The organism is Arcobacter sp. s6, from assembly GCF_040884245.1.
GTDB lineage: Bacteria > Campylobacterota > Campylobacteria > Campylobacterales > Arcobacteraceae > Aliarcobacter.
The window spans coordinates 109,310-124,716 of the sequence record NZ_JBEVTN010000004.1 but is presented as its reverse complement, the minus strand read 5'-3'; the positions used below and the strand labels follow the sequence as shown (position 1 = coordinate 124,716).

At 25.2% G+C, this 15,407-nt stretch carries 12 protein-coding genes; 4 read left to right on the top strand and 8 right to left on the bottom strand.

Annotation, left to right across the window (positions count from 1 at the left end; all coding sequences use genetic code 11):
- The first annotated feature begins 54 nt into the window (after positions 1-54).
- Genes ABVS04_RS03545 through ABVS04_RS03530 form a run of 4 tightly spaced genes read left to right on the top strand, consistent with a single transcriptional unit; the run spans position 55 to position 3,815 of the window.
- Positions 55-1,029, top strand: a complete 975-nt coding sequence (locus tag ABVS04_RS03545; RefSeq protein ID WP_368029292.1) for a c-type cytochrome — start codon at positions 55-57, stop codon at positions 1,027-1,029.
- A 53-nt stretch (positions 1,030-1,082) separates the two neighbouring features.
- On the top strand, positions 1,083-2,021 hold the full coding sequence (locus tag ABVS04_RS03540) for a cache domain-containing protein (protein WP_368029291.1): 939 nt from the start codon (positions 1,083-1,085) through the stop codon (positions 2,019-2,021).
- Positions 2,018-2,677: a response regulator transcription factor gene (locus tag ABVS04_RS03535; RefSeq protein WP_368029290.1), complete on the top strand. Its 660-nt coding sequence runs from the start codon at positions 2,018-2,020 to the stop codon at positions 2,675-2,677. The genes ABVS04_RS03540 and ABVS04_RS03535 overlap by 4 nt, the downstream gene beginning before the upstream one ends.
- Entirely contained in the window at positions 2,667-3,815 is a 1,149-nt protein-coding gene (locus tag ABVS04_RS03530) for a sensor histidine kinase (RefSeq protein WP_368029289.1), read from the top strand. The genes ABVS04_RS03535 and ABVS04_RS03530 overlap by 11 nt, the downstream gene beginning before the upstream one ends.
- A 3-nt stretch (positions 3,816-3,818) precedes the next feature.
- On the opposite strand, the gene ABVS04_RS03525 is transcribed toward ABVS04_RS03530, so the two are convergent.
- From ABVS04_RS03525 to ABVS04_RS03490, 8 genes are all read right to left on the bottom strand, one after another.
- A complete protein-coding gene (locus ABVS04_RS03525; RefSeq protein ID WP_368029288.1) occupies positions 3,819-4,457 on the bottom strand; it encodes a hypothetical protein in 639 nt (212 codons plus the stop codon).
- A gap of 6 nt (positions 4,458-4,463) precedes the next feature.
- The gene (locus tag ABVS04_RS03520; protein WP_368029287.1) at positions 4,464-5,591 is read right to left on the bottom strand and encodes a diguanylate cyclase; all 1,128 of its coding nucleotides are present in this window, start codon (positions 5,589-5,591) and stop codon (positions 4,464-4,466) included.
- 23 nt (positions 5,592-5,614) lie between these two features.
- On the bottom strand, positions 5,615-6,058 hold the full coding sequence (locus ABVS04_RS03515) for a GatB/YqeY domain-containing protein (RefSeq protein WP_368029286.1): 444 nt from the start codon (positions 6,056-6,058) through the stop codon (positions 5,615-5,617).
- A 43-nt stretch (positions 6,059-6,101) separates the two neighbouring features.
- Positions 6,102-8,051, bottom strand: a complete 1,950-nt coding sequence (gene abc-f, locus ABVS04_RS03510) for a ribosomal protection-like ABC-F family protein (protein ID WP_368029285.1) — start codon at positions 8,049-8,051, stop codon at positions 6,102-6,104.
- A gap of 111 nt (positions 8,052-8,162) precedes the next feature.
- Positions 8,163-9,506 carry a FecR domain-containing protein gene (locus ABVS04_RS03505; RefSeq protein ID WP_368029284.1) on the bottom strand — a complete coding sequence of 448 codons (1,344 nt, stop codon included), beginning with the start codon at positions 9,504-9,506 and terminating at the stop codon, positions 8,163-8,165.
- An 11-nt stretch (positions 9,507-9,517) separates the two neighbouring features.
- Complete coding sequence (locus ABVS04_RS03500; protein WP_368029283.1) at positions 9,518-10,864, bottom strand: tetratricopeptide repeat protein; 1,347 nt, start codon at positions 10,862-10,864, stop codon at positions 9,518-9,520.
- Between the two features lie 35 nt (positions 10,865-10,899).
- Positions 10,900-13,047, bottom strand: coding sequence for a CHASE2 domain-containing protein (locus ABVS04_RS03495; protein WP_368029282.1), 2,148 nt, complete (start codon positions 13,045-13,047; stop codon positions 10,900-10,902).
- Between the two features lie 4 nt (positions 13,048-13,051).
- Positions 13,052-15,385, bottom strand: coding sequence for an HD domain-containing phosphohydrolase (locus tag ABVS04_RS03490; protein WP_368029281.1), 2,334 nt, complete (start codon positions 15,383-15,385; stop codon positions 13,052-13,054).
- Between the last annotated feature and the right edge of the window lie 22 nt (positions 15,386-15,407).

The window sequence follows — 15,407 nt, the reverse complement described above, 5'->3', positions numbered from 1 at the left end:
AGTTATATACAAATGTTATAGTTTCCCATCTAAATAGTAGTAGGGGGAAACATTATGAAAAAGGTTATTTTAGTAGGAACTATATCTGCTTTGTGTATTAGTTCTTTATTTGGTTTTGATGCTAAAGTTTTAAAAGAGCGTTCAGATAATGGATATAAATCTGATGTTAAATTAGAGTATAAAGTTCCAGATGAGAAAACAATTCCAAATAATCAATTTGGAGATCTAGTTAAATATGGAAAAGAGCTAATTGTTCATACTTCTAAGTATATAGGTCCAGAGGTTGAAGATGTAAAAATGAGATTTGCAGGAAATAATCTTCAATGTCAAAGTTGTCACTTAGATGCAGGAACAAAAGAATATTCGGCTCCATTTGTTGGAACATTTGCAGCATTTCCACAATATAGACCAAGGGAGAATACTATTGGAAGTTTATCTGATAGAATTAATGGTTGTATGGAAAGAAGTATGAATGGATATAAACTACCTGTAGATGGAAAAGAAATGAAAGCTATGGAAGCTTATATATTTTGGTTAAGTCAAGGTGTTCCAGTTGGTGCTAACCTAGAAGGTAGAGGTCTAGCAAAAATTGATAGAAAAATGATTAAAACAACAGCTGCTGATCCTGAAAAAGGGAAAATTGTTTATGAGCAACAATGTGCTGCTTGTCATGGTATGAATGGTGAAGGTATCAAAAATGAAGGTCGTGCTAATGGTTATATGTATCCTGCACTTTGGGGAACAGATGACACATATAATAAAGGTGCAGGAATGTATAGAATTTTAAAAGCAGCTGACTTTATAAAATATAACATGCCTTTAGGTGCTACTAAAGAGAATCCAATTTTAACAGATGAAGAGGCTTATAATGTTGCAGCTTATATGAATATGGACTCACACTATAGACCTGAGAAAATAAATAGAGTAAATGATTTCCCTGATGAAGTTGTTAAAGCTCCAGATGTTTATAGACCATCAATTGAATCAAAAGAGCATCAAGTTGGGCCTTTTGGAAAAATTATTAAATAATAAAAAAGAGAATATCAAAGGATATTCTCTTTTTCTTTTAGGTAAAATTACTTATGAGTAAAACAAGTAAAAACTTTATACTACTTTTTGTAGTTATTATCATAACACTTCTTTATTTTTTATATAAATATAATAATATAATCAATCAAAATCAAATAGATATTTTAGTTTCAAACAAAGTAGAAATCGTACAAAATGAATTAACAAATCAAAAAAATCAAGCCTTATCTTTGGCAATCTTATTTTCAAAAAATCAAGAAATTATAAACAATTTAGAAAAAAACAATCCAAGTGATTTAAAAATTGAACTTTTAAAACTACTTAGTAATATAAAAACATATACAAATCAAAATAACATTCAGATACAGATTCATACAAAAAACTTAGATGTATTTGTAAGAAGCTGGGAAGATAAAGATATAGGTTTAAATCTAGAAAGCTTTAGAAAAGGTTTAGTAAAAGTAAAAGAAACAAAAAAACCTTTTGTTTCAAATGAATTAGGAAAAAGATTTAATATAAAAGCTATTGCTCCAATTTTTGATAAAAATGAAGAATATATTGGAACTATTGAAGTTATTATGGATTATACCGATTTAAAAAATAGATTAAAATATATGGGAATAGAAATTATTCCTTTATTAGAAAAGAAATATTTAGAAGTTGCTAAATCTTATAAAGATAATATATTTTTACATGATTATATTGTTATTCAAGAGGAATCTGATAAAAAACTATATGATTTTTTATCTCAAAATAAAGAGTTTTTATCAAATGAGAAATTCTATTATGAAAATAAAAATAGAATAATTACACAAATACCTCTTGGAAATATAGATGAAAAAAATAGTGTAGGATTAATGATAATTTGTTTTGATAAGAGTGAACAAAATTTTAAGTATTTACCAAGATATGAATATATGGGTGAAATAAATAGTAACTCAAGTTTTAGTAATATGCAAGAAAAAAACAAAAGAGAGATTATTATAAAGTGATAAAAATATTACTATTAGAAGATGATTATTTATATAGAGTATCAATAAAAGAGTTTTTAGAAGAACTTGATTTTTATGTAGATGATTTTGAAAATGGTGATGATGCTTTTGATGCTATTTTTGAAAATTCTTATGATTTATTACTTTTAGATATAAGAGTTCCTGGAATGGATGGATTTTCTTTAGTGGAATATATAAGAAAAGAAAAATTAGACGTTCCTATTATTGTTTTAACTTCATTAACAGATATAAAAGATTTAAGTAAGGGTTATGAGTTAGGTTGTAATGATTATATTAGAAAACCTTTTGATATGATTGAGTTAAAGTTTAGAATTGAGCAGCTGATAAAGAATAATTTTAAAACAAATGAAGATTTTCTTGAATTGGAGAATTCTTTCAAATTTGATATTAAAAAATCAATTTTATATAAAGATAATGAAGCTATTGATTTAAGCCAAAAAGAGAGTGAAGTGGTAGCTTTATTAGTTTTAAATAGAAGTTTTTTTGTTTCTATTGAAACCTTGCACGATAGGGTTTGGGGAAATAAAGATATTTCTTATTCAGATATTAGAATGTGTATAAAAAGAATTAGAGAAAAAACTGACAAATATTTCATCAAAACAAAAAGATATGTAGGATATAAAATTGATAAATAATCAATATGAAATAAAATATATAATAATACAAGTATTTTTAACTTTGTTTATAGCTTTAATACCAATATATTTTTATTTGGATGCATCTTTCGAAAATCAAGCAATAAAAGATAAAATGGATTTAAAAAATTATGCAAATTTAGTTAGAACAAAAATGCAGAATTTTGAGAAAGAAAATACTCAAGTTTTTCATTATCCAAGATCTAATATCTTTACTTCGGCAATCCTTGATAAAAATAATAAAAAAATTTTTTCTTTATTGGGAAATGAAGATATATTTTTTTATGAAGAATTTAAAACAATAAATACAAAAATATGTTATAAAGAGTATCTCTCTGAGAATATTCTAGATGCAAAAAGTTTGATTGTTTGTAAAGATATAGATAATTCCCAAGTTATTTATAATGCGATTATTTTACTTTTATGTGTTAGTTTTTTTATCTTCTTATCATCTTTTTTTATTATTAAACAAAGTATTGAACCCTATAGACGATTAAATAAATATTTAGATGAATTTCTAAAAGATGCAATGCATGAGTTAAAAACTCCAATAGGAGTTGCAAGAATAAATGTAGATATGCTGCAATTAAGACTAAAAAATGATAAAAATATTTTGCGAATAAAATCTGCTTTGAAAAATATGACAATTATATATGAAGATTTAGAATATTACATGCAACAAAATGCTGTTAAAGATGAAAAAAGAGATATTGATTTTTCACTTTTTTTAGCCAAAAGAGTAGAGTTTTTTAATGATCTAGCAATTTCTAAAAATATAGTATTAAATAAATATATAGAAGAAAATGTCATGATAAATTTTAATGAAATAGAACTATATAGGATTATTGATAATAATATCTCAAATGCAATTAAATACTCAAAAGACAGCTCAATTATTGAAATATCTTTACAAAAAGAAGAGAAAAAAATTAAGCTCTCATTTAAAGATGAAGGTATAGGAATAAAAGATACTTCAAAAATTTTTGAGCGATATTACAGAGGTGATAAAATAACTGGTGGCTTTGGAATAGGTCTTAGTATTGTTAAAAATATTTGCCAAAAAAATAGAATTGAAGTTAGAGTTGAATCGCAAATAAATAAAGGAACAACCTTTATTTACTTACTTGAATTTCATTAAATATTATAGTTGTTTGAAAAAAAGTTTAGTCTTTTGTTCTCTTGCTCTTTCTCTTTTTTGAATTTCTTCTCTTTCTTTTTTACCATCTTCAGCACTTTCTTGACTTGGAGGCGTTGCTTGAAATTTTGGATTAGGTATTGAGTCTGGCGTTGAATCTACTGTTGTATCTAAACTTGATTCAAATTGCATATCCTTTTGTTTATCCATATAATCTTTTTTTGTCTTTTCATCTATACTTAAAGATAAGAAACTATTAGCATTTTGACTTGCAATATGACCAAAAAAATAAGGAGCATTATCTACTTCACAGATATAAGCTTTATTGTTTGCATATGAATTAACATAGCTTTTGTTAATAAAATAATCTATATAAACTAGTTTACCATTTTTATCTGAACATAGTTTTCCAAATTTTATTAATATATCATTTCTATTTTGTTCCTGAGTAAACTTATTCCTATAAAGTTTTTGTCTAGAATCATATTCAAAAACTTTCGCATCATTTAATACATTGTTGATATTTTCAACTTTCGGCTTTTCAACTTTTTTTATATTTTTAGGCGCTTTATTTGCACATGCTGTAAACAATACAGATGTTGCAGTAATAAATAGTGCTATATTTAAAAACTTATTTATTTTCATTGTCGATTAAATTTCCATCCCATTTTCTAAAGTAATTTTATTTCTTCCATTTTCTTTTGCTTGATATAAAAGCATATCAGCTTTTTGTAGTGTATTCTCATATGAGTCATAACTACTTCTAAGTGCAACTCCTGCACTAAAAGTTACTTTAATTTTTTGATCTTTATATAAAAAGCTATTTTCAGTAACTATCGTTTTAATGCGTTTTAAGAACTGTAAAAGCTCTCTATTTAGGTTGAAGTGAATAATAGCTACAAACTCTTCTCCACCATATCTTCCAACAATATCATGGTCTCTAATACTTTTATTTAATATTTTTCCAAAAGTTGATAAAACAACATCTCCGCACTCATGTCCATAAGTATCATTTATTTTTTTAAAATGATCTAAGTCAAAGAAAACAACAGCATATTGAGTATTTATTCGAACATATGAACTCTCTATTCTTACTACTTCATCTGTAAAAGACTTTCTTGTTAAAAGACCAGTTAAGGGATCTTTCATATTTTCTATTTTTGTTTTATTTAACTCTTCTTCTAATGTTGTTATTTTTTCTTCTAATTCTTGAACTTTTGATTTACCCGTTTCAAGTTTACTTGTAACAGTATTCATCTCTTTTTCAATAGAAATAGCAGCTGATACTAATTCATTTTGAAGTTTAGTGAGTGCCTCTAGACCATTTTCACTTATATTTATTGATTCTATTTTTTCTTTTATATTTAAAACAACTTTAGAACCAGAACCATTACTTGAAATAGCATCATTTAAATATTCTTCCATAAGTAATACAAGTTTTGAGATATCGGAAGTTCTTTCTATTACAACTTTTTTATCTCTTTCAAATCTTTTATTTATAAATTCTTCTATTTTATCTTGAAAATCTTTTTTAAATAAAAGATTAGGATCTTTTTCTATTTGTGTGAAAAGTTCATCAATTTCATTATCTGTTTTAGAACAAATTGAAGGGAGAACTGATTTTTTGATTAGTGAAGCTAGTATTTGAACATTTTGTGGACTTACTCTTTTTAATAAAAGAGGTATTAACTTCAAAGGTGTATCAATATTATTTGTATTTACAAACTCTTGCTCTTTTATTGTTAATTGTTCTAAAATGTCTTTAAAGTCTTCAATCATGATTATTCTCCATTATTGATTTTTTATGCTAAAAGTTTTTTAACCATTTCATTTATTCTTTTTCCATCTGCAACACCTGCAAATTTTTTACTTGCAGCTCCCATTACTTTCCCTATATCTTTCATAGTTGTTGCACCTGTTTGTGCTATGATTTCTTTCATTCCAGTTTCTAATTCTTCATCGCTTGCTTGCGCTGGAAGGTATAACATAAATACATCAATTTGCTCTTGCTCTTTTGCAACTAAATCATCTCTTGAAGCTGCACTATATTGAGTAATAGCTTCTTCTCTTTGTTTAATTCCTTTTTGGATTAGTTTAATAACATCTTCATCATTAAGTTCTTTTCTTTCATCTACTTCAATTTGTTTGATCATTGTATTAATAGCTCTAATAGAGTCTCTTTTTACAACTTCTTTTTCTCTCATTGCAGTTTTTAAATCTTCTTTTAATTGCTCTTTTAAGCTCATATAAAGTCCTTATATTTATAATTAATTAAGTGATTATATCTTTTTAAGAATTAAAGCTTTCTATTAATTCTTCTAGTTCTAAAAATCTTTCAACTTTTGTTTCATAAATCTCTTTTGTAGCGTCAAGCTCTTGCGACATGGCAACTATTCCTTTTTGCTCATAGCATTTAGGATCCATTAAACAAGCATTTATTTCTTCAAGTTTTAATTCTAATTTTTCAAGTTCTTGGGGTAACATATCATATTCTCTTTGATCTTTGTATGATAGTTTTGTTTGCTTCTTAGCAACTTGTACTACTTTTTGAGAGCTTGTTTCTTTTTCGATCTCTTTTTCAAATGACTCTAAATCTTTGATTTCTTTTTCAATTTCTAAGTACTCAGTATATGGTTGATAACTTTCCATAATTTGAGCATTGCCTTGAAATACGAAAAGTTTTTTTGCAATTTTATCTACAAAATATCTATCATGCGATACAAAAATCAATGCACCTTGAAAATTTTGTAAATACTCTTCTAAGATATTAATAGTAGGAATATCTAAGTCATTTGTAGGCTCATCAAGAATCAAACAATCAACTTTTCTTGTAAATAAAAGTGCAAGAGCAACTCTGTTTTTTTCTCCACCACTTAAAACACCTACTTTTTTATCTAAGTATTCCCTTGGAAATAAAAAGTTTTTTAGATATCCAAAAACATGCATATTTCTTCCATCATCCAAAATAACTCTATCTCCACCATTTGGACAGAAAGTTTCTAAAAGATTTCTTTCATCATCTAGACTATCTCTTTGTTGATCAAAATATCCAATATTAAAATCACCTTTTTTAAAAGCTCCACTATCAACTGTCATTTTTTCCATAAAGATTTTTAATAGAGTTGATTTCCCACTTCCATTTGGACCTACTATTGCTATTGTATCTTTTTGTAAAATTCTTGTTGTAAAATCTTTTATAAGCTCTTTATCTCCTAGTGTTTTACAAATATCATCTAACTCATAAAGCATTTTCTTTTTATTTTTTTGATTATCATCAGTATTAAATGATTTTTGTTCCCTTTGAAGCTCTAGACTCATTTTTCTTATTTGTGCAGGATTACTTCTGGCTTGTTTTTTTAAATCAAAATACTCTGATTTTCTTCTTTCATTTCTTTTTCTTCTAGCTGTTACACCTCGTTGCATCCAATGGGCTTCTCTTTTTACAAGTCTTAAAAGATTTTCATGATCTTTTTGCATATTTTCTAAAAGTTGTGCTTTTTGTTCAAGATATAATGAGTATCCGCCATTAAATTTTTTTAATGTTCCACCTTCAACTTCAACAACAGCTGTTGCAATATTATCAATAAAATATCTATCGTGAGAGATGAAAAGTAGAGTGAAATTGTTTTTTAAAAGCAATTGTTCTAAAAACTCAACCATATAAACATCAAGATGATTTGTAGGCTCATCTAGAAGTAAAACATCAGGTTTTTTAAGTAGAAGTCCTGCTAAACTAACTCTTCTTTGCTCTCCACCACTTAGAAGATTTACATCTTTAAATTCATATTGTTTTAACTGAAATTCAACTAAAACTCTCTCAATCATATTATCTAAATCCCAAGCATTATGAAAATCAATAAAACTTGCAAGTTCACTTTGTCTTCGAATTAAATCTTCATCTTCATAGTTTGTTACTAATTTATTTGTTATTGCTTCATACTCATTTTTAGCAGATTTTAGCTCAGCTAATTGCTCTTCAATAGCATCTCTTACAAGAAGGTTTGCTTTAAATTTTGGTTGTTGATCAAGCATCTCAATTTTAAGAGATTTATCAATAGCCATTTCCCCACTATCAGCTTCTGTATCTCTCATAATTATTTTAAAAAGTGTAGATTTCCCTTGACCATTTTGCCCAATTACTGCGATTCTTTGTCCACTGTTTAAAGTAAAATTTGCATCTTTTAAAATAATTTTTGTGTCGTATTGTTTTGAAATGTTTTGTAAGTCTATCAAAGCCATATATTTTTAATTCTCCCGTAAAATCGGTATTTTTTAGTTAAATAATATGGCATGATAGCTAATAAATAGTTATATTATGCTTTTTGTTACTTTGTATTTTATATTCTGTTTTTACTGTTTTTTTGCACTAAAATCTGAGTTAATTTCTACGTTATCTGTAGATTTTAAATCAATATTTCCTTTCATATAATTGGCTGTAGTTCCATATAATGTACCTGTACCTCCACTTCCTTGCGTTGTTCCTGTAGGATTTAGGGAAAAAGTTGCAGATTTACCATTTAATTCTCCATCAAAGGTAAGTATTTTATTTGTGCCGTTTCCAATATCACTAATATTTATTTTTCCATTTGAAATCTCATTAGCAGTTTTTCCAAAATCTATATCCATAGATATTCTACTATCACTAGGAATTGCAACTGTTTGGCCTGTTATATTGACTAAATTATTATTTGATGATAATTCACTTGGAAAATTACCAATATAATTCGCAGTTGAATTATTTATTTTAAAAAATAATGAAGGTGTTTTAGTACTAAAATTTGCTACATTATCTAAGCCATCTAAATCTTCGGTTAAAGTATTACTTACATTTGTTGAAGGAATAGTAACTATTGGAGTTTCATCTTTAATTGCATTTGGTGCTTTATTTGTTAATAATTCTTCATTAGAAGAAATATTCTCTGTATTAATAATATTTTCACTACTCATTTTGTTTGCAGAAACATTTCCTGAAGTAGTGGTATTTTTAGTATTTGTAGAAATATTCTCTGTAGTTGTAGCATTCTTTATATTAGTATTTGTAGAAATATTCTCTTTATTGCTATTTACAGAAATATGATCAATAGGTAAATTCTCTTGAATCTCTAAATTTTCATTTATCTCTTTTAAATCACTTTTTTTAATTTTTTTTGTTCTGAATTTATCATTACTTATTTCTTCAAAAGTTATAAATTCACCTTTATTAACAATAATACTATCTTTTGTTATGTTATTTTTTATTTCAATTTGACCTTCTGTACAGAATATTTTTTCATTATTATTTTCAAGTGCAACAACAATTTGTGTTCCTCTTATTCCAATAGAAGCACTTTTAGTTCTTAATTTGAAATTTTCAGGTGCGATTTTACCGATTTTCCCCGTAATTGTTCTAAATATACCTTTTACCATTGCAAATTCCGCTTTGGTATTTTTCTCTTCAAATAAATAATCATTTATTTTTAATATTGAATTTTGTCCTACAGAAATAATCGTATTATCCAAAAAAAGTATTTGTAATTTTGTATTTTCTTTTGTATTTAAAGTATCATTTTTTTGAAAAATAGAGTTCTTATCTACTTGGATACTTTCACCTTCTCTTGTAATAGTTGCTTCACCGTTAAATGAAACAATTTTTCCTATATTATTTGCTAATAAAAAATTACTAATAAAAAGCAAAAATAAAATAATTTTTTTCATTTTTTATTCCTTTACCAATTGAATGTTTTTATATAGTTTATTTTGCCATCAATTTCCTCATAAGGATATGCTCCTTGATTAGAATTATTTTTTGTAAAAGAAGTAGATAACATAATTTGATTTTCTTTATTTATTTTAGTTAAATAAGATAATCCTGCAAAATAATAGTTATCTTCTCTTTTTGAATCAAAATAACTATTTGTATATTTATAATAACTCTTCATATATTCTAAATCGAATTTTATTAAATTTTTATTATTAATTTGATAAACATACTCCATCCCAGCTAGTATACTATTTTTATCTAAATCGATTCTCGTAGTATCTATTCTTACACTTTTTGAGAATTTAGAATAAATATTTAAAGTAGTTAATAAATTATATTTTAATAAAAACTCATACTTGTCAAAGTTTTTATCCTTGTCTGAATCATTTAAATATAATACTCTTTGATAATTTAAAGAACTTAAAATAGAAGAATTAGAAAAACTAGGTGTTAAATTAAAAATATTAAAATTTTCATTATCTCTTTTATCTATTCTTGTAAAACCAAAATTCAAACTATAAATATTTTTTGTTTTTTGATCAAAATATGAAATAGTTGGTTTATAAGAATAAGCTGTTAGATTTTCTATACTTTCATTAAAATAATTTTTATTATAAATAAAAATAGAATTTTTTAGAGTATATGAAGAGTCTTTAAAATTATTTGAGAAATTTAGCATTAACACTTCATTATGATAGTTGTCAGCAATAGGTTTTTCTCCACTTACTGAAATATTATCTAATCCTGATAATCTATATTCAGGAGAATCCAAGCCGCTATTAATATTTGTACTTCTTCCGACCCCCACTAAAATTGAAGCATTTGCATAAAAATATTTCGATTCTTTGTTTATTAAATCTAAATAGTTATCTACAGATTTTTTAGTAGTATTATTAATATCCAATTTACTTAAAATCATAAACTCTTTTTTTGCATCATTCTTCAAATTTAATTTAAAAAGAAGTTTTGCATATTCATATCTTGCTTGATTGAAATCTGGCTTTTGAGTTAAAACTCTTTCAAAAGCAGCCATTGCTTCGTCATTCTTATTTATTTGGATTGCACTTAAGGCTAAAAAATAATTAACATTAATATTATATGAATCTATTTTAAATAGTTTAAAAAATAGTTCATAAGACTTTTGATAATCTTTAATTTTATACATAACTGAAGCGGTTATATAATCATTTGAATTTTCTATTGATTGTGTATATTGTTCTTCTTGATCTTTAACTATATTATTTGCTGTTATTTCATTATTTGCCTCTATAAAAATACTTAAAAAGGTTAAAATTATTAATTTCTTATACATTGTACATCCATTTTAAAAGTTATTTAATTATATCATTATTTAAATTCATGTTTGTGTAATAAAGAAAAATTCTTATTCTTGATAAATTCTTCACACCTATTAATATAAATATCGTAAATTTCTTTCTTTTCATATTCAGTATTTAATTCATAGAATATTGCTAATGCTTTTTTTAATTCTTTATTTTCAAATTCTTTTATTGCTTGGCTATATTTTTCTAATTCATTGTTAATATTTTTGTAATCATTTTCCAATGATATAACTTCCCAAAGTTTTATTGGTATTTCTTTTCCTTTAACTTGAACAAAATCTAAATATCTAAAAATATAATTTTCTTTTAGTTTCTCTTTTGTATTTTCAGATATTATTAAATTACACCCATAAAATTTACATAAAGACTCTATTCTAGAACCCAAATTTACATTATCACCAATAATTGTATAATCACTTCTTCCAATACTTCCTATTTCTCCGACTGTTGCTATTCCTGTTGTTATTCCAATTCCAATATTTATTTGGGGTTGATTTAAATCTTTTAGAATAATATTTAGTTTTTTTAATTCTTCTAATTGCTCTAAAGCACTAATTACTGCTTTATCAGCATGATTGTCTATTTCAAAAGGAGCATTCCAATAAGCCATAATTGAATCACCTATGTATTTATCTATCGTTCCATTATTTTTAATTATTATTTTGCTCATTGGAGTCATATATTGATTTAGATATTTAACTAAAAGTTCTGGTTTATTTATTTTTTCTGAGATATTTGTAAATCCTCTTATATCACTAAAAAAAATAGTTACTTCTTTATTTTGAGCTTTTAATTTATTATTATCAATATTTTTTAGCAATACTTCCATTACATCTTTTGAAACTTTTGAAGCAAATTTATTTTTTATTTCTTCTCTTCTTTTTATTTCATAAAAATACTCAATAAATAAACTAATTACTCCACTAGTTACAATAGTAAAGATTGGAAATAATATATTTAAAACAATACCTACATTAAAGAGTAAATGGTATATACCATACCATACTATAAATATTAAGCCTATAATAAAAATAGGTGTGAGCCAAATATCTATTTTTCTTACAACAAAAAATGTAAAAATAGATAAAATAAAAATTATAACTATATTTACACCTTCAACCCAAGAGGCCTTATATAAAAAATCTTGAGATATTATATTATCAATTGCATTAGCATGAATTTCAACCCCTGGAAATATTGACTCAAATGGAGTTGCTCTTAAATCCATAAGTGCTGCTGCTGAAGTTCCAATAAGAATTATTTTATTTTTAATATCTTCTTTATCAAAATTATTTTTATAAATATCTGCTGCAGATATATATTTAAATGTTTTTTCTTTTCCTCTAAAATTAATCAATAATCTACCATATCTATCTGTTGGAATTATAAAATCACCTAATTGAAGATTTACAATTCCATTTTCATCGTAGTTTATATATATTTTATTTACTGCTAATCCTATTCTTAAAGCTTCAAGACTCAAAGAAGGATAGATTTCATTTTCATAAGAGATTATTAAAGGGATACTTCTAATTATTCCAGTATCATCAGGTATGTTATTAAAAAAACCAGAAGAGTAAGAACTATCTTGAAGTATTGGGATATTTAATATTGTTCCTTGGGCTGTGATTAGATAATTTTCTCCTTGTTTTTTATTTTTTTCAATAAATATTGTTTGAATAGAAGGGGTATTTTTATTTATATATTTTTTGTCTGTAAGTTCAAACTGATAACCAAGAATAGTTGGAGTATTAGCAATTGCTTGTGCAAATTCTAAATCAAAATTTGGAATATTTTCTTTTTTAATATTTAATTTTTTGAAAATTTTATGGGGTGATGTTCTATCTTCTTCTGCAAAAACAATATCGAATCCAATGACTGCCACTTCTGCACTTTTAAGGTTGTATAAAATTTTTGATAAAATATCTCTAGACCAAGGCCATTGACCTAACTCTCTTAAAGATTTTTCATCTATATCTACAATAATAACACTTTCGCTTTTAGGTTTAATCTCGCCTCTTAAATTAAACATATAATCTCTTAATCTAGAATCAATAGAAGAAGGAAGATTAGGAAGGTAAATATATATTGAACTAATAAAAGAGCTTATTAGTAATGTAAAAATAATAAGTTTATAATTTTTACTTAACATTATTTTATAATTCTAAATCTAACTGATAAGATTTTAATTCTTCTTTTGAATACTCATCTAATATTCTATGATTAAAGAAAAAATTAATTAAATCTTTATCTAGTTCACCATTATTTGCCATAGACACTAATATATTTTTTACTTTTGATAAGGTCATTGCATCTTTATAAGGTCTTTCAGATGCTGTTAATGCTTCAAAGATATCAGCTAGTATCATAATTCTATCTTCTAAACTTATTTGTGAAGCATCTAGTCCTCTTGGATAACCTAAGCCATTTAATTTTTCATGATGATTACAAGCTATGTTTAATACATCTTTATATTTTTTAGGGAAAGGAAGTTCTGAAATCATATCTAAAGATAATTGAGCATGATTTCTAATAATAGCTATATCTTCTTTTGTTAAAGTTCCTTTTTTTATAGATAAATTATAGAACTCATCATGTGATAAAAGTGCTGTTTCTACACCATTTTTATAAAAAGTCATTTTAGAAATATCTTCTAGTTTTTTTATATCTTCTTCTTCCATAAATTCAGCACCAATATTTATTCTCTTAATAAATTCAAATATTTTATTTAGTTCTAAAATAGAGTTTTCATAGAACTCTAAACTAATCTCTTTTTTTAGAAGTTTTATTTCTTTATCTTTTTTTATAAGTTCTATTCTTTGCTCAATTAGCTCAACTCTATCAAATATTTTTTCTAGTTTTGTAGCTTTGTCGATTATATGTTCTGGCATGGAAATTTTTCCAATATCATGCATCCAAGCTGCAAGTGCAATTTGCTTATAGTCATTAGATGTATATTTTACGTCTTTATATATAGTTTTGTCAGTATGAATGGCTTTTGCAAGTAATAGTGCAATTTTTTCTACTTTTACTATATGATCACTTGTATATGGAGATTTTGCATCAATAGCTTTTGCAATAGTCGAAACAAATGCGTTGATAAAATTTTCTAAGCTATCAATTAAATTCATATTTGTTAAAGCCATAGCAGCTTGTGAAGCTAAAGACTGAATTATTTTTTCATCTAGTTTATCAAAATCAATTATCTTTCCATCTTTTTTCTTATTAATAAGTTGTAATACTCCTATTACTTCATTTTCATGATTTATCAAAGGAATTACAAGCATTGATTTTGAATGATATCCTGTATTTTTATCAAACACTTTTGTTCCATCAAATATATATTTATTTGTTTTATAAACATCAGGAATATTAATAATTCTTTTTTCATTACAAGATACTACTGCAACCATTCCATTATTTAGACTTTTATCAATTAAATAAATAGGAAGACTTGGCCAATCAAGATTATCTTTTGTTCCTCCCATTTTTATATTTAGTTCATCATTTTGAACAACTTTAAAATCTAAGCTTTGTTCATCTTTTGATTTTATATATAATGTTCCTGCTTCTGCTGAGGTTAATTTTTTTGTTAATGTTAAAATATTTTCAAGAAGTTTTTCTCTATTATGCTCTGATGATAATTGTTGATTAATTTTCATTATTTCTTCAAATTTATGATCACTTATTAACTCGGTTTCAATGGTTCCTTTATCTATATGTATCACATCATTTTCTTCTAGAATTTTACCTCTAAAATTTAATATTCCATGTTTTTTTATATCTTTCTTTATCTCCTTTAGAAAAACAGGTTTTAAATGATATAAAAATATTGATAAATCAGTTCTTTTAAGTGTTTTTAATTCTTCTGCAATTAGTTTTGGTGTTAGATGATTTGATACTTTTGCTAATTCATCCATTTTATCAGGAAATGAACACTCTAATAATAAGGCTTTAATTTTTGGATTTTTATTTATTTCATCCCAAATCTTTGGATTTTTATAAGTATCTCCACTTACAATAAAGGCATTTTCTTTTTTAGATATTACAAAACCACAGGAACCTTTTATATGAACAGCAGGTATTGCTTTTATAGTATAATCATGTATTTGGATAATTTCATCAATTTTTATCTCTTTTAATATTAAAGAGTATTCATTGGTTTTAGGTAATTTTATTTTTGTAAAGTCAGGCCAAATTGCGTCATTAAATGAGTGTTTTTTTATCACTTCAATTGTTTCTTTTAATGCATATATTGTAAGTGGAGTTTCTCTGATTTCAAAAAAAGTTTCAATTACAAAAGGCAAATCTGTTATATGATCGGCATGAGAGTGTGTTAAAAAAACATGATTTATATATTGTGCGTCACTTCCTAATGCATTCATTATATTTCCTGCATCAACAACAATATCTCTGTATATTTGAAATGAAGTAGTATTTAGGTGCTTAGACTTACTTCCACTAGCTCCAAGAATTTTTATGTAGTTCATTAAAAAAAACCTTTAGTTATAA